Here is a 22,906-nt window from a genome sequence, read left to right as displayed (position 1 = left end):
AATCAATTAAGTAATGCAAATAGAAACGTCCTTATTCTATTGCAAAAATATAAAAAATAGTTTTTGAATTTGTTTTTAATGGTTGTTTTTGAAAGGAATTTATTTTAAGGCTCGCAAGCTACCGTAGGTTTAGTTCAACAGCCGTTTGGCGTGACTGGGGTTTTGGGCTGAATTTAAGGATAGATTTGTGTTTGGAAAATTTGTGTTTAACCGAAAAATCCCGCATCTCTAATCCCCAACATCGCCAAGCGACAGAACGTTAAAATGTTAATTGGCTAAACTCAAATTGGCGTAAGCAATTCTATCATCAATCAATCAATCAATCAATCAATCAATCAATCAATCAATCAATCAATCAATCAATCAATCAATCAAAAATATGAAAACAGAAATTTCAAAAAAAGGGTTAGTTATTTTAAAAGCAGTTTTTGGTTTTATAATAGGTTTTTTACTAGTTTACTTAATGAAATTAATAATGGCTTAAAAAATATATCATCAATCAAATCAATCAAATCAATCAAAATCAATTTAAATCAATTTAAATCATGAAAAAAAATATCATTGTACTTGCACTAGCAATAATGGGATTGTCAAATGCCAATGCACAAACAGCTCAACCTGAAGCAAAAAGACTTGGCGATATTTCGCTGCCTTCGTCGAAAGGAGATCTAGAAAAATTAGCTTCTTTTGATAACGGAAATTACAAATATGCTGTTGAAGATTTCTTTGCAAAAGCAAAAGCAAGAACATTTAGATTATCACCTGACGGATTACGCATGTCTTATTTTCAAAAAATGGATAACGGCAAAACCAATGTATACGTAAAGGAGATTAAAACAGGCAAAGTTTCGCTAGTAATAGAGGAAAAAGAAGAACTCATCAAAACGTATTTTTGGTTGAATAATGAGCGATTAATTTATGCCATGGATAAAGGAGGAAATGAAAACATACATGTTTATTCTGCTGGTATTGATGGTTCTACTTCAATTGATTTGACGCCTTTTGACGGCGTTCAGGCAGAAATTAATACGGTACTAAAAAATCAAAGGGATTTTATTATCGTTACTATGAATAAGGAAAACAAGCAAGTTAAGGAGCCTTATAAAATCAATATCAAAACTGGAGCAATAGAAAGATTATATGCCAATACGGACCTTAAAAACCCAATACTGGTCTATAATTTTGATAAAGATGGCAATCTAATAGGCTTTACAAGACTGGTTAACGGGATTAACATGCAGTACTACTACAGGCCTGCAGGCGCAAGCGATTTTAAATTGTTAAAAGAATTTGAATCAACAGAAACTTTCAGTGTTGTTTCTTTAAATTACCAAACTCCCAATCCAGATGATGCTTATGTATTATCAAATTTAGAATCTGATAAAACACAAATTGTTTTGTATGATTTGAAGCAAAATAAAATGATTAAGGAAATTTATTCTAACCCGACCTTTGACTCCAATTATTTGGTGCTCTCTGAAAAAAGAAATTTTGAAGTGGACTACGTTGGTTTTAACGGAGAAAAAAACACCATCATCCCAATAAGTAAACCTTTTAAAAAGATATATGACAACATACAAAAGGAATTTAAAGATGCGCAATTTTCAATTGTTTCACAAAGTGACGATGAAGAAAAAATGTTGATCATTGTTTCTAGTGATAAATTTTACGGGAAATATTATCAGTACGATTCAAAGTTAAATAAATTAACATATATGTTCGATTTGATGCCAAAACTAGAACAAAAAGATATGGCTGTTATGCAACCGATTTCGTTTAAAAGTCGTGATGGAATTTTAATTTATGGTTACATCACCTTGCCGAAAGAGGCTTTAGAAGGAAAAAAGGTGCCTTTAATTGTTAATCCGCACGGTGGTCCACAAACAGTAAGAGACAGTTGGGGATTTAGTCAAGAAGCACAATTGTTTGCGAGTCGCGGCTATGCAACGCTGCAGGTAAATTTTAGAATTTCGGGAGGATTCGGAAAAGAATTTGCGAAAGCAGGATATGGTCAAATTGGTCGTAAAGTGATGGATGATATTGAAGATGGAGTGCAGTATGTATTGTCACAAGGATGGATAAACAAAGATAAGATTGCTATTTATGGTGCAAGTCACGGAGGATATGCTACTTTGATGGGATTAGTAAAAACACCTGATTTATATGCGTGTGGAGTGGATTATGTAGGAATTTCAAACATTGAAACTTTTTTTAGTTCTTTTCCTGAATATTGGAAACCTTATACAGAAGCGACAAAGAAAATTTGGTATGATTTAGACAATCCTGCACAGGCTAAAATTGCCAAAGAGGTATCACCTTTTTATCAAGTCGATAAAATCAAAAAGCCTTTGTTTGTGGTTCAAGGTGCAAATGATCCAAGGGTTACTATAGTAGAATCAGATCAAATTGTGACTGCTTTGCGCAAAAAAGGATTTGAAGTTCCTTATATGGTAAAATACAACGAAGGACATGGTTTTCTTAGAGAAGAAAATCAAATTGAGCTCTATAAATCAATGCTTGGTTTTTTTGCACAACACTTGAAGTAGTAAAAATTAATTTGAAAAAGTTTACTTTTGGCGGAGTAGTTGTACTTCGCCAAAAGTTTTAAAAGGAATATTTTAATTTAAAACCCAAAATGATGGTAAAACTAATTTTGATTACAGTTATAAAGATTGCTGAGTACTTCACAGCACTAATCTCATAATAAAACAATGAAAACGAATTCAATAGAAAAAATATCAAAAAGAAAATATACGTTTTGGATCATTCAAATTGTGATCTGGACCATTGTACTAGGCTTTATATTTATACCTCCAATGTTAGACCTTAAAAGAAATGTTTTAAGATATGAAAAATGGCAATTGGTTTTAGATTATGTATCTTATACTGTTGCTATCATTGTTGTGACCTATTCTGTACGGTTCTTTTTTAATAAGTATATTGATTTTGAAAGTTTTACGAGAAGAGATCTTTTTAAAATTATTCTAGTGTTTGTGATGTCAATCGGTATCTATTATTCATTTATAATGGGGTATAACTATTTGATGCTTACATATGTGTATAAAAGGCCAGAAGTTTTAAATCACCCTAGCCAAAGTTTATTGGCAAATATTGTATTTATCATTTTGTTTTCTATTTTGTTTTTTTTGTGGATAATTTCATATACTGTTGTTAAAACAATCTTATTATTAAAAGACAATAAAATGAATCGGTTAGAATTAGAATCGACCCTTAAAGAGTCACAGATTAATGCTTTAAAAGGGCAAATTAACCCGCATTTTATGTTTAATAGTTTAAATAATATTCGCGGTTTGATTCTGGAAAACCCAATGAAATCAAGGGAAATGATCACGCGATTGTCTGAAATGCTGCGGTATTCTTTGACAAAAAGTGAGGTGAATACCATTGCACTTGAGGAAGAAATTGAAATGGTTGAAAATTTTATTGCCATTTCAAAAATTCAATTGGAGGATCGATTGCAATTTATTTCAGAAATAGAAGAGGAGACTTTAAAATTGCCAATTCCGCCTATGATTATTCAAATGTTGATTGAAAATGCCATAAAGCACGGAATTTCACAACTAAAACATGGCGGTATTTTATTGTTGGAAATCAAAAAAGAAAATACCAATTTACATATTCAAGTTAAGAATACAGGGAATTTGTCTCAACAAACAGGAACTACACAATTAGGTCTCAAAAACATTCAAAGAAGATTGCAATTGATTTACGGCGAAAGCGCCACTTTTTCACTCAATGAAATTGAAAATGAAGTCATTGCCAAAATAACACTACCTATTTCTTAGTAACCGATGAAAAAAATAAAAGCTGTAATAGTCGAAGATTCTCGTTTGGCTCGCAATGAGCTAAAGGAATTAATTAAAAATCACCCTGAAATTCAAATAATTGGTGAAGCCGAAAATGTAGATTTGGGTTTTGAACTCATCAACAACACGCAGCCCGACTTGCTTTTTCTGGACATCAACATGCCTGAAAAAGATGGTTTTGCCTTACTTGAAATGCTCGATAATGTACCTATTACGGTTTTTACAACTGCCTTTGATGAGTATGCCATCAAGTCATTTGAATACAATGCGCTCGATTATTTATTAAAACCCATCAATCCAAAAAGGTTTGCACAAGCAATAGAAAAAGTAAATACAAACTTGATTGAAAGAGCCGAAAAAAATGAGAAGAAACTAGCTTTAGACAATCAGATTTTCATCAGAGATGGAGAAAAGTGCTGGTTGGTAAAAATCTCTGATATTTACTTATTTGAAGTTGATGGCAATTACACTAAAGTATTTTTTCAAAATGAAAAAGCTACAATCAACAAATCATTAAACCAAATTGAGGAAAAACTTCCTGAGAAATATTTCTTTAGAGCCAATAGAAACCAAATTGTAAATGTGCAATACATTGGTAAAATTGAAACCTGGTTTAGCGGAAATCTTTTGGCAGAACTTCCAAAAGATATTAAAGTAGAAATTTCCCGAAGACAAGCCAGCAATTTCAAAGATAAGCTAAGTTTATAGCAATGACTTAGTCTTCATTCAAGGCGTCAATGGTTATTAATTTGAATTCTAGTTTACAGCTCTTTTGCAAGAATTTTTAAAATTAGCTTGTTCTCTAAATCATAAAGAGAATTATGCAACAGTAAGCGCAATGATTCTTAATTTTCTTAATGAACTTAATGGTTTATTGATTTGTGAAAGTTCTATTGGTTGACTAGACTAGTTTAATTGTTATAACTTATTTGACAAAACCCACTAAAGCGAGTTAAATTCGACTCACAATCATTTGCGTTGCGCCTTTGTTCATTTGTACAAAAGTGCTGCACATATGTCCTTTTTCGTGACGGATGTCTTCATTTCGAATTAAATTTTCAAAAGTCTCGTTCAATTCTTGTTGATTTTTTATGGAAGTACAAGCTTCCATGTTAACCAATGCGATTGCTTCTGCAAAATGCGAATAATTGGCACCAATAACGATTGGAACACCAAAAGTAGCGGGTTCTAAAACATTGTGCACGCCAGGATTTCCAAAGCCTCCACCCACGTAAGCAATATCAGCATAACTGTAAATTTTGGTCAAAATCCCAATGGTGTCAATGATAAAAACATCAAAATCTGCCAGGTTTTTATTTTCTTTTTCAGAGAATAAAACAGTTTTTCGGCTGATGCTATTTTTGAGTTTTTCAATTTGTTCGTCTTTAATATTGTGTGGAGCAATTATAAATTTCACATTCAAAGCAGTCGAGTTAAGGAAGTTTATTATGAAATCTTCATCCTTTGGCCAAGAACTTCCCACAACAATTGTGGTAGTGTTATCCTTAAATTGAGCAATATAATCCAGCGTATTGTCTTTTTCTAAAATGGTGGCCACACGATCAAAACGGGTGTCACCGGATACGATAACATTGGTTTTGCCTAATTGCTGCAAGAGTTTTTTAGAACTTTCATTCTGTACAAAAAAGTAAGTAAAAGCATCGAGTGCTTTTCTGTAAAAGCCGCCATACCATTTAAAAAAGGCTTGGTTTTTTCTTAAAATTCCAGAAATCAAATAGCTTTTTATATCGCGTTTTTTGAGTTCGTTTAAGTAATTCGGCCAATATTCGTACTTGATAAAAAACACCATTTCAGGATGAATGATGTCAAGAAATTGTTGTGCGTTTTCCTTTGTGTCCATTGGTAAATAAACCGTTATATCTGCTACAGCATTGTTTTTTCGGACTTCGTAACCTGATGGGGAAAAAAAAGTCAAGACAATTTTATGACTTGGGAGTTGTTCTTTAATTTTTTCAATCACAGGTAATCCTTGCTCATATTCTCCTAGCGATGCTGCGTGAAACCAAATGGTTTTGTCTGTTGGTTTTATTTGCTGTTCAAGTTGCTTAAAAACACCTTTTCTGCCCTCTACAAAAAGTTTCATTTTTGGACTAAAAAGTGCCACAATCTTTAAAAGAAAACTCGCAAATAAAACTAATAAATTGTAGATAAAAAGCATGGCTAGAAATTTTGGGCTAAAATACGTTTTCTTTAAATGAATTTCTAACGCATCATTTTTTTAAATTTCAAGACTGCTAATTTTATTTTATTGTATTCCCCGCTTTTTAAGAAACGTTGCATTGGTATCAAGACATAAATAACTATTTTTGTTCTACGTTTTAAGAAAGGAACAAGAATGCAATAGCAGGCTTCTCTTTCGAACATTAAACTGAAAATCGAAATGAAAAAAATCCAAATGGTTGACTTGAAAAGTCAATATGAAAAAATAAAAGACGTTGTAGATGCTTCTATTCAAGAAGTATTAGACACCAATACGTATATCAACGGACCTAAAGTGCATGAATTTCAAAAATCACTAGAGGAATATTTAGATGTAAAGCACGTAATTCCTTGTGCCAATGGTACTGATGCCTTGCAAATTGCAATGATGGGATTGGATTTAAAGCCAGGTGACGAAGTAATCACTGCCGATTTTACTTTTGCAGCCACTGTTGAGGTAATTGCCTTGTTGCAGTTAACTCCCGTTTTGGTAGATGTAGATATGTACAACATGAACATCTCTATTGATGGGATTCGCAAAGCTATAACTCCGAAAACAAAAGCTATTGTACCGGTTCATTTATTTGGACGTGCGGCCAATATGGAAGCGATTATGGCTATTGCCAAAGAACATAATTTGTACGTGATTGAAGATAACGCACAAGCTATTGGTGCTAATTGCAAGTTCTCTGATGGTACAAAAAAGAAAGCAGGAACTATTGGTCACGTAGGAGCGACATCATTTTTCCCATCTAAAAATTTAGGATGTTATGGTGATGGTGGAGCAATTTTTACGAATGATGATGCTTTGGCTCACAAATTACGCGGGATTGTAAATCACGGTATGTATGAGCGTTACCACCACGATGTTGTGGGTGTAAACTCAAGACTTGACAGCATACAAGCTGCAGTGCTGAATGCTAAATTGCCTTTATTAGATCAATACGGAAAAGCCAGACAAGACGCAGCACGTAAATATTCTGCTGCTTTTGAAGGACACAAAAATATAATTGCACCGAGCATTTGTGATATTTGCGACTGTCACGTTTTTCATCAGTATACTTTAAGAATTCTTGATGCCGATAGAAATGGCTTGATGCAACATTTGTTAGACAAAGGGATTCCTTGTGCCATTTATTACCCAATTCCGTTGCATTCGCAAAAAGCATACGCTGATGCTAGGTATAACGAAGAGGATTTTCCAGTAACCAATCAATTGGTTAAAGAAGTACTTTCTTTACCAATGCACACTGAGTTAGATGATGAGCAAATAGAATTCATTACATCGAGTGTTTTAGAATTTTTAGGATAATTGTAGAGACGCGATTTATCGCGTCTTTTTTATGAAATAAAATTTAAATATATATCAATAAAGTATGAAGATACTAGTAACAGGAGGTTTAGGATTTATAGGTTCTCATACCGTGGTTGAATTGCAAAACGAAGGATTCGAAGTTGTGGTTGTTGATAATTTATCTAACACTTCTTTGGATGTTTTAGATGGAATTCAAAACATTACGGGTGTGAAGCCTGCATTTGAAAAAATTGATTTAAGAGAAAAAGATAAAGTTCAAGATTTTTTTAAAAGACATGATGATATTGCAGGTGTGATACATTTTGCGGCTTCAAAAGCGGTGGGCGAAAGTGTTGAAAATCCGTTGTTATATTATGAAAACAACATCAGCGCTTTGATTTATCTGTTGCAGGAATTACAACAAAAACCTGAAGCCAATTTTATTTTTAGTTCCTCTTGTACGGTTTACGGTCAAGCCGAAACAATGCCGATTACTGAGAGCGCGTCTATTCAAACAGCGATGTCTCCATACGGAAATACCAAACAAATTGGTGAAGAAATTATCACTGATACAGCCAAAGTTACCAATATTAATGCTATTTTATTGCGTTATTTTAATCCAATTGGATCGCATCCATCAGCTGAAATTGGAGAATTGCCATTGGGAGTTCCACAAAACTTAGTGCCTTTTATTACGCAAACCGGAATGGGATTACGAGCTGAATTATCAGTTTACGGGAACGATTATCCTACGCCTGATGGAACTGCTATTCGCGATTATATACACGTAGTAGATTTGGCGAAAGCCCATGTTATTGCATTACAGCGCTTATTGAATAAGAAAAATGAAACCAAAGTAGAGACGTTCAATTTAGGTACTGGTACCGGAAGTTCGGTTCTAGAAGTAATTGAAACTTTCGAGAAAGTAAGTGGGAAGCAGTTACCATATAAAATTGTAGGTCGACGCGAAGGTGACATCACATCAGCTTACGCAAGTACCGAAAAAGCTAATGAGGTTTTAGGTTGGAAAGCGCAATCAACACTAGAAGAAGCTATGGCAAGTGCCTGGAAATGGGAGCAGAAAGTTCGTATGTAGCCTTGGATCTGAGAGACGCTCTTCATAAATAGAATGAAAATCCTGAATTATAGCAATGATAATTCAGGATTTTTTCGTTCAAGTAATTTGTTGTAAATTCGTAAAACTAAGAAATGAGTCATGGATATTGAAAAAAACAAATCTGAAAATAGTAAAGCCGAAGAGCCTTCAATAGGTTATGAAACTTCAAAAATTAGGTTTAAGGGAATTGATAGAGCTACTTTTAATTTTGATGAAGAAGTGAAAAAAGGTTTGACTCCCGAGGAATTTAAAGTTGAGATGTATAAAAGAATAAAAGCCTATCCTTGGAAAAAGTAATTTTTAAGGAAGAAATTCTACTATATTTTGATGAACTGATTTCTATACTCTTCGATCGAGAATATTTTAGTTACGAAAAGAATGCAATACTTTATGTTGATAAGATTGTAGATTTTATTACCTTAGAAATTAATAGTTTTCCGCATAAATCAACTCCACAAAAACTCCGTTATTTAGGAACCAACTATATTTTTTACAAAGCGAATAATCGAACTACTTGGTACATATTCTTTGAAAGACAAGATTCTATATTTTTAATAACTGGAATTAGTAACAACCATTGTGAGGAAGCTAAGAGGTTGTAAAAAAAGTAAAGCCAAATCGGGACAGATTTGGCTTTTTTTATGATTTATTTTTTAGCTGCTTCTTTCATCTTTGCAGCTGCTTCATCTAATTTTGCGGCACCTTTTTCAAGTGCTTTTCCAGTTTTTGATTGTAAAGTATCTACAGCCTTGTCCATTTTTACAGTGGCAGTATCTATTTTCGCTTCTAATTCAGTACCTACTGCATCTTTTGCCTCGTCTAATTTAGCTTTCGTTTCTTCTTTACAAGATACTGTTACTAGTGCTAAAAATGCTATTCCTAAAATTACTTTTTTCATATTCAATTTATTTATGGGTTTGTATATTTTAAAGATATAAAAAAATCCTCATAAACACAGGTCTATGAGGAATTTTTATTAGTTTGAAAACGAGCTTATGCGTTGGCTGTAACTGCTTCTTTATTGATTTTTCCAATTAATCCTGCAAGTACTTTTCCAGGACCAACTTCGGTAAATAAGGTTGCCCCATCAGCAATCATTTGCTGTACAGATTGCGTCCATTTTACAGGAGCGGTTAATTGAATAATTAAATTTTTCTTGATTTCGTTCGGGTCCGAAACGGCACTTGCAGTTACGTTTTGGTACACGGGACATATTGGTGTTGAAAAAGTGGTAGCTTCAATAGCTGCTGCTAATTCTTCACGAGCTGGTTCCATCATTGGGGAGTGGAACGCACCACCTACTGGTAAAATCAAAGCTCTTTTGGCACCCGCTTCTTTCATTTTTTCGCATGCTAATTCAACGGCTTTGTATTCACCAGAAATCACTAATTGACCCGGACAGTTATAGTTTGCAGCAACCACAACACCATCAATGGAAGCGCAAATATCTTCAACAATTTTGTCGTCTAAGTTTAAAACAGCGGCCATAGTTGACGGAGTAATTTCGCAAGCTTTTTGCATTGCTAAAGCTCTTTGAGAAACTAGCTTTAAACCGTCTTCAAAAGATAAAGCGCCATTAGCAACAAGTGCAGAGAATTCGCCAAGAGAATGTCCCGCTACCATTTCTGGAGTAAAATTTTCTAAAGTTTTAGCCAATATTACAGAGTGTAAAAAAACTGCTGGTTGAGTTACTTTGGTTTCTTTTAATTCTTCGGCAGTTCCTTCAAACATGATATCGGTGATGCGGAATCCTAAAATTTCGTTCGCTTTTTCAAATAATTCTTTTGCAAGAGGATTACTCTCGTATAAGTCTTTACCCATACCTGTAAATTGTGCGCCTTGACCGGGAAATACGTATGCTTTCATGTGTTTATTTTAAAGATTGAAAATTACTAGGGATTGAAAATGTATTTCAATCAGCTTGCAAAAATACTATTTTTTTACAAGCGACAATAGTTTCCTTTTTTTCGGAATAGTACTGTAACGCTTTTTGATGTACGAAGACTAATTTGGTACACAAATAACTTTTCAAAATGAAAAAGACATTTACTTTTATTTTTTTATTGCTTTTAGGGTTTTTATTGGTTTACAATAACCTACCCGTTTTCAATTACGGTTTTCCGGGCTTTGCTTTTATTGTACTTATTTTATTGGTTTTAGCTCTTTTGTTTTCGACGGGATTTGCTGTTTCAGGTTCTAATAATCAGGTAAAAGTGGTCTCGAAACCCAGTCGCTTTTTGGTGTATGCTTTTCTTGTTGTTTTAAGTTATTGTACGGTTTTACCTTTTGTAACGAGCCTCAAAATGTTTCGATCTGACTCGTACCAAAAGTTACTTGGCAAGGTAAAAAACGGCGACAAAATAACCACTCACATCGCTCCAATTGCAATTGACAAAATTCGTGTTGTTGATGAAGAATTAGCACACCTACTGGGAGAAAAAATATTGGGATCGCAACCGGCTTTGGGTAGCCAAGTAGAATTAGGTGATTTTTGTATTCAAAAAGTAAACAATAGTTTGTATTGGGTTGCGCCTTTGTTACACTCTGGTTTTTTTAAATGGTTCAACAATCAAGAGGGAACAGCAGGATATGTGATGGTTTCAGCAACCAATGAGCGTGATGTAAAACTGGTACAAAACGTAGCAGGTAAAGCAATTAAAATTAAGTACCAGCAAGGAGCTTTTTTTCAAAGTAATATTCACAGGCATATTTATTTTAACGGAAATGCCACAGTAGGTTTGACTGATTTTAGTTTTGAAATTGATGATGCTGGAAATCCGTTTTGGATTGTAACTAAATATGCTAAAAAAATAGGTTTTTCAGGAAGAGATGCCATTGGTGTAGTTGTTGTTAATGCACAAACTGGAGCTATTGTAGAATACTCTATTGATAAGACACCAAAATGGGTGGATAGAATTCAGCCTTTGGCCTTTATCGAAGATCAGTTGAATGATTGGGGCGAATACGTGCATGGATATTGGAATTTTTCGAATGCGAATAAACTTCAAATTACCGAAGGTTTGACATTAGTTTACGGAAACAATAACAAATCATACTGGTATACGGGTTTGACATCAGTAGGAAAGGACGAATCTGCTGTGGGTTTTGTATTGGTGGATACCAGAACCAAAGAAACTACTTTTTACAAACAAGGCGGTGCAACTGAATTTGCTGCCCAAAGTTCGGCTCAGGGAAAAGTTCAAGAAAAAGGTTATGAGGCATCTTTGCCTATTCCGTATAACATTAATAACATTCCAACGTATGTGATGACTTTGAAAGATAAAGGCGGATTAGTTAAAATGTTTGCTATGGTTGCAATTTCGGATTATACCATTGTAGGTGTTGGAAATACCATGCGTGAAACGCTGACCTCGTTTAAAAATGTCTACAATATGGCAGATAATAAAATTAATCCCAACAGTGCTGCGACTCAAAAATCAGTACAATCTATTGTGACGCGCATTCAAAATGATGTAAAAAACGGAAATAGCTTTTATTATTTCAAAGTAAAAGATTATCCTAATATTTTTGTAGGCTCATCACAAATATCCAATCAATTGCCTGTGACGATGGTGGGTGATAGCGTGATGATTTCTTTTGATGTCGATTTAGAAGAAGTGATTGATGTGGCAACATTTGCCAATAAAACTTTGAAGACAAGTTCAAAAGCAAAATAGATAGAATAGTTTAAGATAAAAAACACCCCAAAAAGTTCACGACTTTTTGGGGTATTTTTTTAGGATTTCTTTTTTTCTTTTGGCAAAAGGGTAAAGGAGGTTGCCTTGAAACGATTGTTGACGACTTCGCCTTGTACAGATGCCTTTCTAATAGCGGAACAAAAGCCATCTTTAGCATGTGCATCTCCGTGGGAATCGATGGAGCTGCCGTCTACAAAATAGGACTTTCCGTCTATGCGAACGGCTAAATCGCATCCGTGTCCTGTCATACCAAATTGGCATTGACCACATGAAGCTTCAACAATTTTAGCTTTTTGATTTTCTTTCTTATCCTGAGCGCTGGCAAGTGTAGCCATAAATAGAAGCACTAAACAAAGTATTTTTTTCATGAAAATAAGTTTATAAAAAACAAAGATACCTGTTTTTTACATCGAATAGTTTTTGAACATGTAAATCCATAACAGTCGTGACAAACGAATATTGAACGAAGCTAAGGCGATTATTACAAAGGCAATGATAGGTATGATTCTCAAATCAAATCTTTCCTGAAAAAAAAACTGAGCAATACCATAAGTGGCTATACTTTGCGCCACTGTTAGGCCATAATTGACATACATAGCTCCAAAAAAATAGCCAGGTTCTTTCTCGAACTTGTAATGACAATGCGAGCAGTATTCGTTCATTTTAGGGAAACCAAAAGTAAAAAAGATACTTTTTTCATTAAAAACCTTACCTTTTTGACACTGTGGACAATCATTATTTAGGATATGAGCGATAGCGTGTGACATGATATTTATTTTTATCAAAGGTATTTCTTATTGCTATGCTTAGTATTTTCTATCTTCGCTACTTCTAGGACAATAAAGACATTTAGATATCATGGCTAAGTATCCCATTTACAACATTCAGCGGTTTAATTGCAATGCAGTCAACAGTAGTTTGTATATCAATACCTTTAAAAATCATTTAATTACGCACAGTTTTGTAGAGGAGCCACACCGTCATAACTCTTATGTTTTAGTGTTTTTTATACAAGGCTCGGGGACGCATGAGATTGATTTTGATGTTTTTGATATTCAGCCAGGAAGCATGTTTTTTATGCAACCTGGACAAATTCACCATTGGCATTTATCCGAGGATGTGGAAGGATATGTTGTTTTTTACTCGCAGGAATTTTACAATCTTTACTTTGGACAAAAGGACATTTCGGACTATCCTTTTTATTCTGCTGTGGATAATAAACCCGAGCTTGTTTTGCAAACTACCGAAACACTTTCTATTGTGCCGTATTTTGAAAGACTTATAGAGGAATCACAGTCTAATCAACCTTGGCAGAAGGATTATATTTTGAATCTGTTGGACTGCATTCATATTCAAATTGCACGTAAGTATGAAAGATCGAATTTGCATCAAGCACATGCTTATAATGTGAAAATTAAAGCTTTTGAAACCGAATTAGAAAAGCATTACAAAACAGAGAAAGCGGCCTCTTTTTATGCAGCCCAGCTTTACATAACACTGAAACATTTAAATAGAATTTGCAACGAAAGACTCCAAAAAACTACCACTGAGGTTATCACGGACAGAGTTATACTCGAGGCCAAACGCATGTTGTTTGACAAAGATTTTACGGTAAACGAAATCGCATTACGTTTAGGATATGAAGATTACTCGTATTTTACCCGATTGTTCAAGAAACAGACTGGATTGACACCAACGAACTTCCGCAATTTTAAAAAGTAATGAGAAATTAGTTTTGGTTTTATAAGACGCTTTTAAAGTCGGGCGCACTCGAGATCAACTGTTGCCTCTCGAAAGCGCCCGATTTGAAAATATTACCGAAAGTAAATTACGGATGAACGGTAATTAAACTAGCCGCTTTCTTGGCTTTTTCTATAACAATGTCAATTGGTGTTTCAAGACTATCATTTACTAAAGCTACTCCCATGCGTCTATAAGGTCTAGAAGTGGGTTTGCCAAAGATTCTAAAATCAGTTTTGGGTAAAGCAGCAATCTTTTCTATTCCTGTAAAACTAGGGCTTTCAGAGTTTTCAGATGCCAAAATAACGGCACTAGCACCCACTTTTTCTAGAGTGATTTCAAAAATAGGCAAACTCAAAATGGCACGTAAATGCAATTCGAATTCGTTAAAGTTTTGCGTTCCCGCCAAAGTTACCATTCCTGTATCATGTGGTCTTGGTGATAATTCTGAGAAATAAACACCATCATCAGCCAAGAAAAATTCGACTCCAAAAAGTCCTGCTCCGCCCAAAGCTTCAGTAACCTTCTCGGCCATATCTTGGGCTTCGTATAAATCTTTGTCGGATATCAAAGCAGGTTGCCAGCTTTCTTGATAATCGCCACGTTCTTGTCTATGACCAATTGGGGTACAAAAAAGCGTAGGATTATTGTTTTGCGTGACGGTCAATAAAGTAATTTCTGAATTGAATTTGACAAAAGCTTCAACAATTACTTCAACTACATCACCACGAGAGCCTTCAACGGCGTATTGCCAGGCTTTTTCGATATCAGATTCTGTTTTGATGGTGGATTGCCCTTTTCCAGACGAAGACATTAATGGTTTTACTACGCATGGCATTCCGACTTCGGCTACCGCTTTTGTTAATTCTTCGGCGGTAGTGGCGTAACGATAGTTGGCAGTCTTTAGCCCTAGCTCTTTGGCGGCCAAATCACGAATGGCTTTACGATTCATAGTAAAGTTGGCTGCTTTTGCGGATGGTACTACGGTAATACCTTGTTTTTCGTAATCATAAAAACGTTCGGTGCGAATGGCTTCTATTTCGGGAACGATAAAATCGGGTTGGTGTTTGGCAACGATACGGTCTAATGCTTCTCCGTCAAGCATATTAATGACTTCAAAACCGTGCGATACTTGCATAGCAGGGGCATTTTCATAACTGTCTACCGCAATTACAGTTTGCCCAATACGTTGTGCAGCGATTACAAATTCTTTACCTAATTCGCCTGAGCCGAGGAGTAGTATTTTTATTTTTTTTTAAATTGTTGGGGAGAGATTATTGAGTTTTACATTGTTATCATACGGAATGCACAATCTTGTCTGAACGTTTTTAGTGTAAGATTCGCTCTCCTGTTTTTAACTCCATCTAATTTTTCAAATTGATATATTCTAGCATTCATAACATCCCAAAAAGTATAATTTCCTATGTGTTTTTTGTTTTTTCTGTTTTCGAAAATAGCATAATAGTTCTTTTTTAATCTTTCACTACAGTCATTATTATTTTCGATTGGAATATTATTATTTGAGGTCAAAAATATAGCTTGTAGTTCATTATTATCTTTTTCACTTACTCTTACACAATGTAAAAGTGAAAAAAATAATTCATCAAGTACGATATTAGCAGTTCCTTTTGAATCATTCAAATTTAATGTATCTAATGCTTTTATTAATTCCTTTTCAAAAGTTGTATTTGTTTTTTTGATACTAGGTATTTGAGTCTCATTTGGAAACTCCCAATAATCTCGATGCGTATTTGATAAATAAGGTATTGCGTAATATTCTGATTCTTGATTGACAAGAATTATTATCTTCTGTGGGTCATTATATTCATTCACTACAGATGAATATAGTTTTAATTGAAATTCTCTATCTCCATTTGTTACACTTCTTGTCAGTTTGTATTCAATATTTTTATTGTTCTGTTTCGCTAATTGCGGAAATTTGTTTTTCAAATCAGAAATAGCTTTTTCAAAACTAGGCTCTTTTTGACAGCTTATAAATGATAAAAGTGACAAAGCTAAAATTATTGGTACGGATTTTATTTTCATTTTTTAGGGATTTGGTGAGGGATAGAAGCGACATCCTTTTGTGAAGCGATAGCGGAACAAAAGATATAGCGCATAGCCCGCTCGCCGCGGCGAACACGCCCAAATTTAATAAAAAAACCGATGCTTTTTTTTAATAAAGCAACGGTTTTGTATTTTAATGAAAATGATCTTCTTCAATTTCGAATTCAGCATCTTTTTCCCAGATTTCCATTTCACAGGGTTTGCAATTGAATTTGAGTTTGTATTCTAATTCGCCTTGTTTTAATACCAAAGGTTCTTTTACCTTCTTGTCCATATTTTCACGATGGTATTTTGGGCAACGTTCTAATTCGTATTTGATGCAATATTTGGTGGTCATCACGCGGGATTTTCCAGGGTCCCATTGTAATTCAAAAGCTTTTTCGATTTCGGTAACGCCGTGACGTTCGTAGAATTTACGTGCCAGTTTATTCGAAACATTGTACATAAAATCCAGTTTAGTCTCTGGATAAGGATGCGATGTTTTAACCAATTGGTGTTCCTCAACTTTGTAATTAGCCAAACGAATTTCCGACAGTTGTTCGAAAACAGTTCTTCGCATTTCGTTAATTTTGGATATTGGTAGGAACCAATTTTCAGAAAATACAATTGTAATTTCATCGGCTGTGTAAGGCGTGAAACCTGTTTTTGCTAAGTTAATTTTGAAGTTTTCTTCAATCGACTCGTTGTTCTTGGTTCTTTCTTTTGGGTGTGCCAATTGAACCTTGCTCACATTACCATCTTCGTCAGTAGCTTTTAATTCAAAGCCATTTTCGGTTTCGGTCAGGTGTAAAGTGGTGCTTATTTTACGAACCGCACTGTCTTCACGTTCTACAATTTTGATAAAAGCCGCGTCGTTGTTACGATAAATAAAAGTTCCTTCATTTAGTTCTTTTAATACATTTGGGTAAGCCAAGCCGTTTTCGACTTTGTTTACATAAATTCCGTCAGCTTCATTATTTTCATTGATGTAACACAAACCGTCGCCGTTGTTGAGTAATTCGCCGTTTTCTATTTCGTAAGCGTTACCCACAGTACGAATTAGTTTCCCGATGTATTGCCCTTTTGATTTTGGACTTTCCCAAGAACCGATAGATTGGTGTCTTTCGTTTACAAAATAATCGGTGTATCCTCGATTGAAACTTTTGTTCAAAGCTGAGTCAAAAGTGTAGGTACATTTTCCAGAAGAAGCTTTGGTGTACTTTTCATTTCCATCCAAGAAAGCATCTAATTTTTGACGTAAATACGAAACATTATTTTTTACATAAACGATATCTTTTAAACGCCCTTCGATTTTAAAGGACATCACGCCGGCTTCAACAAGATTTGGAATTTGATCCGAAACATCAAAATCTTTAATCGAAAGTAGGTGACTGTTCTTGATTAAAGTGTCGCCATTACCATCGATTAAGTTGTAAGGCAAACGACAGTTTTGTGCGCAGGAACCACGATTGGCAGAGCGTTCGCCATTGGCCACACTCATATAACAGTTACCGCTGAACGACACGCAAAGTGCACCAGTTACAAAAAATTCTAATTCAACATCAGCAGTATCAGCGATTTCTTTGATTTGGTGTAAATTCAATTCACGAGCCAAAACGACGCGTTTCATTCCGGCATCTTTCAAGAATTTAATTTTATGAGGGTCACGGTTGTTGGCTTGCGTACTCGCGTGTAGCACTATAGGAGGCAAGTCCATTTCCATGATGGCCATATCTTGCACAATTAAAGCATCAACTTTAATATCATACAGTTGCCAAATCATCTGACGGCAAGTTTCTAGCTCGTTATCGTACAAGATCGTGTTGATAACCACAAAAACTTGTGCGTTAAAAAGGTGTGCGTACTTTACTAAAGCCGCTACATCTTCGATAGAGTTGGTGGCATTAGAACGGGCTCCAAATTGTGGTGCACCAATATAAACGGCATCAGCCCCACTATTGATAGCTGCCATACCATGAATTAAATCTTTGGCAGGTGCTAGAATTTCTATTTTTTTCTTCATCGATTTGATGATAAATTAGTTGTTTTTTAACACTTTAGTCTTTTTGGTGGTTCCAAAAAAAAAGTGAGCAAAGGTCTAATAAATTATTCAAGATTTCTAATGAATAGGTGATTTTTTAGAAATAAAAGAAGCACTCCATACGGATTTAAATTGTCCTACCGCAAAAGAGCTATTTTAGAATAGAATATGAAATCTTCAATGTTAAATAAAAAACCACTTTGCAATACAACAAAGTGGTTTTAAGATCGAAATTAAAATGGTGTTTAATGTGCTTTTTTGGATTTTATCTCCGTCAAAGTGTGTTGGATGCTTTTTAATTGCTTAGCAATTATGTCAATTTGTGTAGCTTCAAGATTATTTTCTTCTAACACTTTTTGGTATCTCATAACTGCAGCTTCATCTCCTGTGATGCAAGCATTTAAAATTGCCTCTGAGTCACCTGCTGTTAGAGATGATTTAATGTCAATCCAAGTACGATGTAAGGATCCTAAAAGTCCGCCGCCGGCTGTATCAGTAGATTTTCCAAGTTTGTTGATTTCATCTTGCATGGCTACAATAAAGAGGTCGCGTTCTCGTGCATACCCTAGTAAATCGGTTTTTACAGCATGATTGTCTACATGTTCAGCTGCATTTGTGTAGCCTAATTTTCCGTCTTCTAGAATCGATATAAGTCCTTCAAATGTATCGATGGCTTCTTTTCTGGTTTCATCTGTGTGTGTCATAGCAAATATTTTTTGTTAATAATTACTTCAAAGTTGGCGCTATTGGCTTAGTAAATTGTTACAGAATTAAAGCTAATGTTTGTGACTTTTTTGTTGTCGAAATCGACTCTGTACCTATTGATTTACTGTTGTTTATGATAGCTTCATTGCTGCAAAGTATAAAAAAATGCCCCAAGAAATAAATCTTGAGGCATTGTATATTAAATATTTCAATACTAGTTTTAGGCGACTGCTTCTTTAATGCGACGCAATGCTTCTTTTAATAATTCTTCGCTAGTAGCGTAAGAGAAACGAATGCAGTTTGGATTCCCAAAGGCGTCACCAGTTACAGTAGCTACATTAGCTTCGCTTAAAAGATACATAGAAAAATCGTTGGCATCTTTAATAAAAGTTCCTTTAAGTGTTTTTCCAAAGAAGGATGAAACGTCTGGAAAAACATAAAAAGCACCTTCTGGAACATTGATTTTGATTCCTGGAATGTCTCTCAGTAATCCTACAACTAAATCTCTACGGCTGTGGAATGCATCTACCATGTGTTTTAAAACACTCGGGTCAGCATCAACAGCAGTAATTGTAGCGCGTTGCGCTATAGAATTGGCTCCTGAGGTTACTTGTCCTTGAATTTTTGTACACGCTTTTGCAATGAATTCTGGAGCGCCAATGTATCCAATTCTCCAACCTGTCATGGCAAAAGCTTTGGCTACACCATTTACAGTAATGGTTCTTTCTAGCATTCCCGGGATAGAAGCAATGCTGCAAAAAGTCCCTGAAAAATTGATGTGTTCGTAAATTTCATCTGCAACTACATACACGTGAGGGTATTTTTCTAATACGGAAGCAAGCGCTGTTAATTCCTCACGGCTGTATACAGATCCTGATGGGTTACATGGTGAGGAGAACCACATCATTTTAGTTTTTGGTGTAATAGCCGCTTCTAGTTGTGCAGGTGTTATTTTGAAATCTGTTTCTACAGATGTAGGAACTTCAACAGGAACACCTCCTGATAATTTTACGATTTCGAAATACGATACCCAATACGGTGCTGGCAAAATTACTTCGTCACCATCATTCAGCATTACTTGAGCAATGTTGTACAACGATTGTTTGGCTCCGGTAGAAACGACAATTTGTGTGGGTTTATAGTCTAAATTATTATCTCTTTTAAACTTTCGGCAAATGGCTTCTTTCAGTTCAAGGTAACCTTCAACAGGAGAATAGGTGCTGTAATTTTCATCAATAGCGCGTTTTGCTGCTTCTTTGATAAAATCAGGCGTATTAAAGTCAGGTTCTCCAAGACTTAAACTGATGATGTCTTTACCTTGCGCTTTTAATTCTCTGGCTAAAGCCGCCATGGCTAAGGTTTGTGAAGTAGATAAATTATTTATTCTATCGGATAATGGATTCATTGGTATTAAGTTGTAGTTAGTTTTAATATATTATTAGCCCATAAAGGCTTTTTTTTATGCGGTTAATGCTGGATTTTGTCCTAAATCTTTTAAATGTTTGAAATGAGCAATCACGGCACTTCTCATTGTTTTGTATTCGTAATAAGGGAGGTTGCATTCTGCAGCAGTTTCTTTTACAATTTTTGCAATTTTACCATAATGTACGTGACTTATATTTGGGAAAATATGGTGCTCAATTTGATGATTCAAACCGCCAGTGTACCAGTTTACGATTGCGTTTTTTGGTGCAAAATTAGTAGTGGTAAACAATTGGTGAATAGCCCAAGTATTGTCCATTTCGCCCAATTCGTTTGGTGTAGGATTTGTAGTTTCTTCTACTACGTGCGCTAGTTGGAATACAACACTCAAGATCAAACCAGCAGTGTAATGCATCACAAAAAATCCTATTAGTACTTTCCACCAAGTGATCCCAATTACTATTGGTAATACAATCCAAATGGCAACATAAATAATTTTAGTAATGATCAATGTTGTCCAAAGTATTTTTGGGCTCTTAGCTTCTCCGTAAGATAATTTTCTTTTGAGGTAGTTGCGCATTTGCTTAAAATCAGTAGTAATCGCCCAGTTGAAAGTCAATAAACCATACAAGAAAATAGAGTAGTATTGTTGAAAACGGTGAAAGTTGTACCACTTGGCTTCTTTTGTAAAACGAATAACACGACCAGCATCAAGATCTTCATCATGTCCCGGAATATTGGTGTAGGTGTGGTGCAAAACATTGTGTTGAACTTGCCAGTTGTACACATTACCCGCTAGTACGTATATCGTTCCGCCCATGAATTTGTTAACCCATGATTTGTTGGAATACGATCCATGATTTCCATCATGCATGACATTCATTCCAACACCTGCCATACCAATTCCCATGACGATTGTCAATAATAAGTGCGCCCAAAATGGCATACCAAGGGTTAGAATTAAAAAGTAAGGTGCTAGAAAAACAGAAAATAAAATAATCGTTTTCAGGTATAATTGCCAGTTGCCTGTTTTTTGAATGTTGTTCTCTTTGAAGTAGTTGTTAACCCGAGAGTTAAGTGTTCTAAAAAATTTTAGGCTATCTTGCTTAGCAAAAGTAGGGGCATTGTTATTCATATAATGTAGATAAGGTTCAAAGGTAATTATTAAAAATTTTTTGGTATACAAATTTCAGATAAATATTTTAACCATAAAGTATTACTTTTGTTAAAAAAAATAATAGATGGACGAGATTTTAAAGTATTTTCCTAATTTAAGTGGTCTTCAGAAGGAACAGTTCGAAAAGCTCGATTTTTTATACCACGAATGGAACGAAAAAATCAATGTGATTTCGAGAAAAGATATTGATTCTTTATATACTAAACATATTTTACATTCACTTGGAATTGCTAAAATAATGAAATTTGAACCTGGAACGTACGTTTTAGATGTGGGAACTGGCGGTGGATTTCCAGGAATTCCATTGGCAATTCTTTTTCCGGAAACTAGATTTTATTTGATTGATGTTATTGCCAAGAAAATAAAAGTGGTTCAGGCTGTTGCCGAAGGTTTGGAATTGAAAAATGTAAAAGCAGAGCAAATACGTGCTGAAAATGTAAAAGGTGATTTCGATTTTATCGTGAGTCGCGCAGTAACCAATATGCCTGATTTTGTGTCTTGGGTAAAAACCAAAATTAAAAAACAAAACAAACACGAATTGAAAAACGGAATTCTCTACCTAAAAGGAGGCGACTTAACCGAAGAGTTAAAAGATTTCCCGAAAGCTACTGAATACAACTTAGCAGATTATTTTGAAGATGAATTTTTTGAGACTAAAAAAGTAGTACACTTGCCGTTGAAGTTTCAATCATAGTCGTTTGGTTGAAATTTTAAAATATAGATTTCCTTTTGAAAATTAAGAGGCAAGTAATACTGATTTTATTTTTTACGGTTGTAAATTCAATAAGTGCGCAGAATATTTATATGCAACATTTCGGTGATTCTAAAAATCCGCCGGTAATATTTATTCACGGAGGTCCCAGTGGGAATTCTAATTTATTTGAAGCTACAACTGCACAAAAATTAGCAGAAAAAGGTTTTTACGTAATTGTTTATGACAGGCGAGGAGAAGGTCGTTCTAAAGATGTGAATGCGACAATGACATTCAATGAAAGTTTTGAAGATTTACAGGAAATTTATAAAATCTATGGTATTGAGAAAGCAAATCTTCTTGCTCATAGTTTCGGGGGGATTGTTGCAACATTGTTTACCAATGAATTCCCAGAAAAGGTAAAAAGCTTAATTTTAGTTGATGGTTTATTTTCTCAACAAAAAACCTATGATCATATACTGAGAGAAGCAAAAAAGCAGTTTAAAAATGACTCTTTAAAAATAAATCAAATTATTAGTACCAAAAAATTAAGAAAAGATTCAGCTTTATACAGAAAACAATGTTTTGAAATTGCAGATAAATTGCATTTTTTTAATATGCCAAGTCCAACTGTTGAAAGCGAGAAATTACGATCTGATTATACAGAAACACATATTTACAAAACAAGTTATAGGAATTTAGAATCACCTATAAAGTTTTATAAAAATGAAATAAAAAATAATTTAAATACAATTCCAATTTTAAAGAACATAGCTAAGATTGGTATTCCTATAAAAGCATTTTATGGCAAGAATGATGGAATTTTTTCAGAGAAACAACTGTCAACTTTGAGAACGGTTGTTGGAACGGATAATTTTGAAATTTTAGATAATTGTTCTCATTATTCTTTTGTAGACCAGCAAATAGC

The 22,906-nt window shown here is 34.6% G+C and carries 23 protein-coding genes; 12 read left to right on the top strand and 11 right to left on the bottom strand.

Annotated features, from left to right (window positions below; genetic code table 11):
• The first annotated feature begins 379 nt into the window (after nucleotides 1-379).
• The 4 genes from FPG59_RS17020 (at nucleotide 380) to FPG59_RS05820 (ending at nucleotide 4,535) form a co-directional block, all read left to right on the top strand.
• Nucleotides 380-484: a DUF3395 domain-containing protein gene (locus FPG59_RS17020; RefSeq protein ID WP_140344594.1), complete on the top strand. Its 105-nt coding sequence runs from the start codon at nucleotides 380-382 to the stop codon at nucleotides 482-484.
• Nucleotides 485-545: 61 nt separating this feature from the next.
• On the top strand, nucleotides 546-2,546 hold the full coding sequence (locus tag FPG59_RS05830) for a S9 family peptidase (protein WP_086453684.1): 2,001 nt from the start codon (nucleotides 546-548) through the stop codon (nucleotides 2,544-2,546).
• 165 nt (nucleotides 2,547-2,711) lie between these two features.
• On the top strand, nucleotides 2,712-3,806 hold the full coding sequence (locus tag FPG59_RS05825; RefSeq protein WP_254906653.1) for a sensor histidine kinase: 1,095 nt from the start codon (nucleotides 2,712-2,714) through the stop codon (nucleotides 3,804-3,806).
• Nucleotides 3,807-3,812: 6 nt separating this feature from the next.
• Nucleotides 3,813-4,535 carry a LytTR family DNA-binding domain-containing protein gene (locus FPG59_RS05820; protein WP_086453683.1) on the top strand — a complete coding sequence of 241 codons (723 nt, stop codon included), beginning with the start codon at nucleotides 3,813-3,815 and terminating at the stop codon, nucleotides 4,533-4,535.
• Nucleotides 4,536-4,779: 244 nt separating this feature from the next.
• Here the strand turns inward: FPG59_RS05820 and FPG59_RS05815 are convergent, their stop codons facing one another.
• Nucleotides 4,780-6,006, bottom strand: coding sequence for a 3-deoxy-D-manno-octulosonic acid transferase (locus FPG59_RS05815; protein ID WP_086453682.1), 1,227 nt, complete (start codon nucleotides 6,004-6,006; stop codon nucleotides 4,780-4,782).
• A gap of 222 nt (nucleotides 6,007-6,228) precedes the next feature.
• Here FPG59_RS05815 and FPG59_RS05810 point away from each other — a divergent pair, with 222 nt between their 5' ends.
• From FPG59_RS05810 to FPG59_RS05795, 4 genes are all read left to right on the top strand, one after another.
• A complete protein-coding gene (locus tag FPG59_RS05810) occupies nucleotides 6,229-7,359 on the top strand; it encodes a DegT/DnrJ/EryC1/StrS aminotransferase family protein (RefSeq protein WP_086453681.1) in 1,131 nt (376 codons plus the stop codon).
• 64 nt (nucleotides 7,360-7,423) lie between these two features.
• Nucleotides 7,424-8,437 (top strand): UDP-glucose 4-epimerase GalE, encoded by a 1,014-nt coding sequence (gene galE, locus FPG59_RS05805; protein ID WP_086453680.1) that lies wholly within the window; start codon nucleotides 7,424-7,426, stop codon nucleotides 8,435-8,437.
• Nucleotides 8,438-8,557: 120 nt separating this feature from the next.
• Entirely contained in the window at nucleotides 8,558-8,755 is a 198-nt protein-coding gene (locus FPG59_RS05800) for a hypothetical protein (RefSeq protein ID WP_086453679.1), read from the top strand.
• Nucleotides 8,743-9,060, top strand: coding sequence for a hypothetical protein (locus tag FPG59_RS05795; protein ID WP_086453678.1), 318 nt, complete (start codon nucleotides 8,743-8,745; stop codon nucleotides 9,058-9,060). Before FPG59_RS05800 ends, FPG59_RS05795 begins: the two co-directional genes overlap by 13 nt.
• A 44-nt stretch (nucleotides 9,061-9,104) precedes the next feature.
• On the opposite strand, the gene FPG59_RS05790 is transcribed toward FPG59_RS05795, so the two are convergent.
• Together FPG59_RS05790 and fabD are read right to left on the bottom strand one after the other, a co-directional pair.
• Nucleotides 9,105-9,356, bottom strand: coding sequence for a hypothetical protein (locus tag FPG59_RS05790; RefSeq protein ID WP_086453677.1), 252 nt, complete (start codon nucleotides 9,354-9,356; stop codon nucleotides 9,105-9,107).
• Between the two features lie 95 nt (nucleotides 9,357-9,451).
• On the bottom strand, nucleotides 9,452-10,324 hold the full coding sequence (gene fabD, locus FPG59_RS05785) for an ACP S-malonyltransferase (protein WP_086453676.1): 873 nt from the start codon (nucleotides 10,322-10,324) through the stop codon (nucleotides 9,452-9,454).
• Between the two features lie 167 nt (nucleotides 10,325-10,491).
• Here fabD and FPG59_RS05780 point away from each other — a divergent pair, with 167 nt between their 5' ends.
• Complete coding sequence (locus FPG59_RS05780; protein WP_086453675.1) at nucleotides 10,492-12,135, top strand: hypothetical protein; 1,644 nt, start codon at nucleotides 10,492-10,494, stop codon at nucleotides 12,133-12,135.
• A 59-nt stretch (nucleotides 12,136-12,194) separates the two neighbouring features.
• On the opposite strand, the gene FPG59_RS05775 is transcribed toward FPG59_RS05780, so the two are convergent.
• Together FPG59_RS05775 and FPG59_RS05770 are read right to left on the bottom strand one after the other, a co-directional pair.
• Nucleotides 12,195-12,524: a DUF6370 family protein gene (locus FPG59_RS05775; RefSeq protein WP_086453674.1), complete on the bottom strand. Its 330-nt coding sequence runs from the start codon at nucleotides 12,522-12,524 to the stop codon at nucleotides 12,195-12,197.
• Nucleotides 12,525-12,560: 36 nt separating this feature from the next.
• A complete protein-coding gene (locus tag FPG59_RS05770; protein ID WP_086453673.1) occupies nucleotides 12,561-12,923 on the bottom strand; it encodes a DUF983 domain-containing protein in 363 nt (120 codons plus the stop codon).
• 91 nt (nucleotides 12,924-13,014) lie between these two features.
• Between FPG59_RS05770 and FPG59_RS05765 the strand changes: the two genes are divergently transcribed.
• Nucleotides 13,015-13,878, top strand: a complete 864-nt coding sequence (locus tag FPG59_RS05765) for an AraC family transcriptional regulator (RefSeq protein WP_086453672.1) — start codon at nucleotides 13,015-13,017, stop codon at nucleotides 13,876-13,878.
• Nucleotides 13,879-13,984: 106 nt separating this feature from the next.
• Here the strand turns inward: FPG59_RS05765 and purT are convergent, their stop codons facing one another.
• From purT to FPG59_RS05735, 6 genes are all read right to left on the bottom strand, one after another.
• Entirely contained in the window at nucleotides 13,985-15,145 is a 1,161-nt protein-coding gene (gene purT, locus FPG59_RS05760) for a formate-dependent phosphoribosylglycinamide formyltransferase (protein ID WP_086453671.1), read from the bottom strand.
• A 35-nt stretch (nucleotides 15,146-15,180) separates the two neighbouring features.
• Nucleotides 15,181-15,942: a hypothetical protein gene (locus tag FPG59_RS05755; RefSeq protein ID WP_086453670.1), complete on the bottom strand. Its 762-nt coding sequence runs from the start codon at nucleotides 15,940-15,942 to the stop codon at nucleotides 15,181-15,183.
• A 154-nt stretch (nucleotides 15,943-16,096) separates the two neighbouring features.
• A complete protein-coding gene (locus FPG59_RS05750; protein ID WP_086453669.1) occupies nucleotides 16,097-17,965 on the bottom strand; it encodes a U32 family peptidase in 1,869 nt (622 codons plus the stop codon).
• 263 nt (nucleotides 17,966-18,228) lie between these two features.
• A complete protein-coding gene (locus FPG59_RS05745) occupies nucleotides 18,229-18,687 on the bottom strand; it encodes a PA2169 family four-helix-bundle protein (protein WP_086453668.1) in 459 nt (152 codons plus the stop codon).
• Between the two features lie 221 nt (nucleotides 18,688-18,908).
• Nucleotides 18,909-20,093 (bottom strand): pyridoxal phosphate-dependent aminotransferase, encoded by a 1,185-nt coding sequence (locus tag FPG59_RS05740; protein WP_086453667.1) that lies wholly within the window; start codon nucleotides 20,091-20,093, stop codon nucleotides 18,909-18,911.
• Nucleotides 20,094-20,147: 54 nt separating this feature from the next.
• Complete coding sequence (locus FPG59_RS05735; protein WP_086453666.1) at nucleotides 20,148-21,245, bottom strand: acyl-CoA desaturase; 1,098 nt, start codon at nucleotides 21,243-21,245, stop codon at nucleotides 20,148-20,150.
• 106 nt (nucleotides 21,246-21,351) lie between these two features.
• On the opposite strand from FPG59_RS05735, the gene rsmG reads away from it, so the two are divergent.
• Together rsmG and FPG59_RS05725 are read left to right on the top strand one after the other, a co-directional pair.
• Nucleotides 21,352-21,981, top strand: coding sequence for a 16S rRNA (guanine(527)-N(7))-methyltransferase RsmG (rsmG, locus tag FPG59_RS05730; protein ID WP_086453665.1), 630 nt, complete (start codon nucleotides 21,352-21,354; stop codon nucleotides 21,979-21,981).
• A gap of 35 nt (nucleotides 21,982-22,016) precedes the next feature.
• On the top strand, nucleotides 22,017-22,906 hold an 890-nt coding region (locus FPG59_RS05725; RefSeq protein ID WP_254906652.1), incomplete at its 3' end, for an alpha/beta hydrolase.

This window comes from Flavobacterium sp. FPG59, assembly GCF_002150205.1.
Taxonomy (GTDB): Bacteria; Bacteroidota; Bacteroidia; order Flavobacteriales; family Flavobacteriaceae; genus Flavobacterium.
Note: the sequence above shows the minus strand (reverse complement) of the source record. Positions and strands in the feature narration are given on the sequence as shown.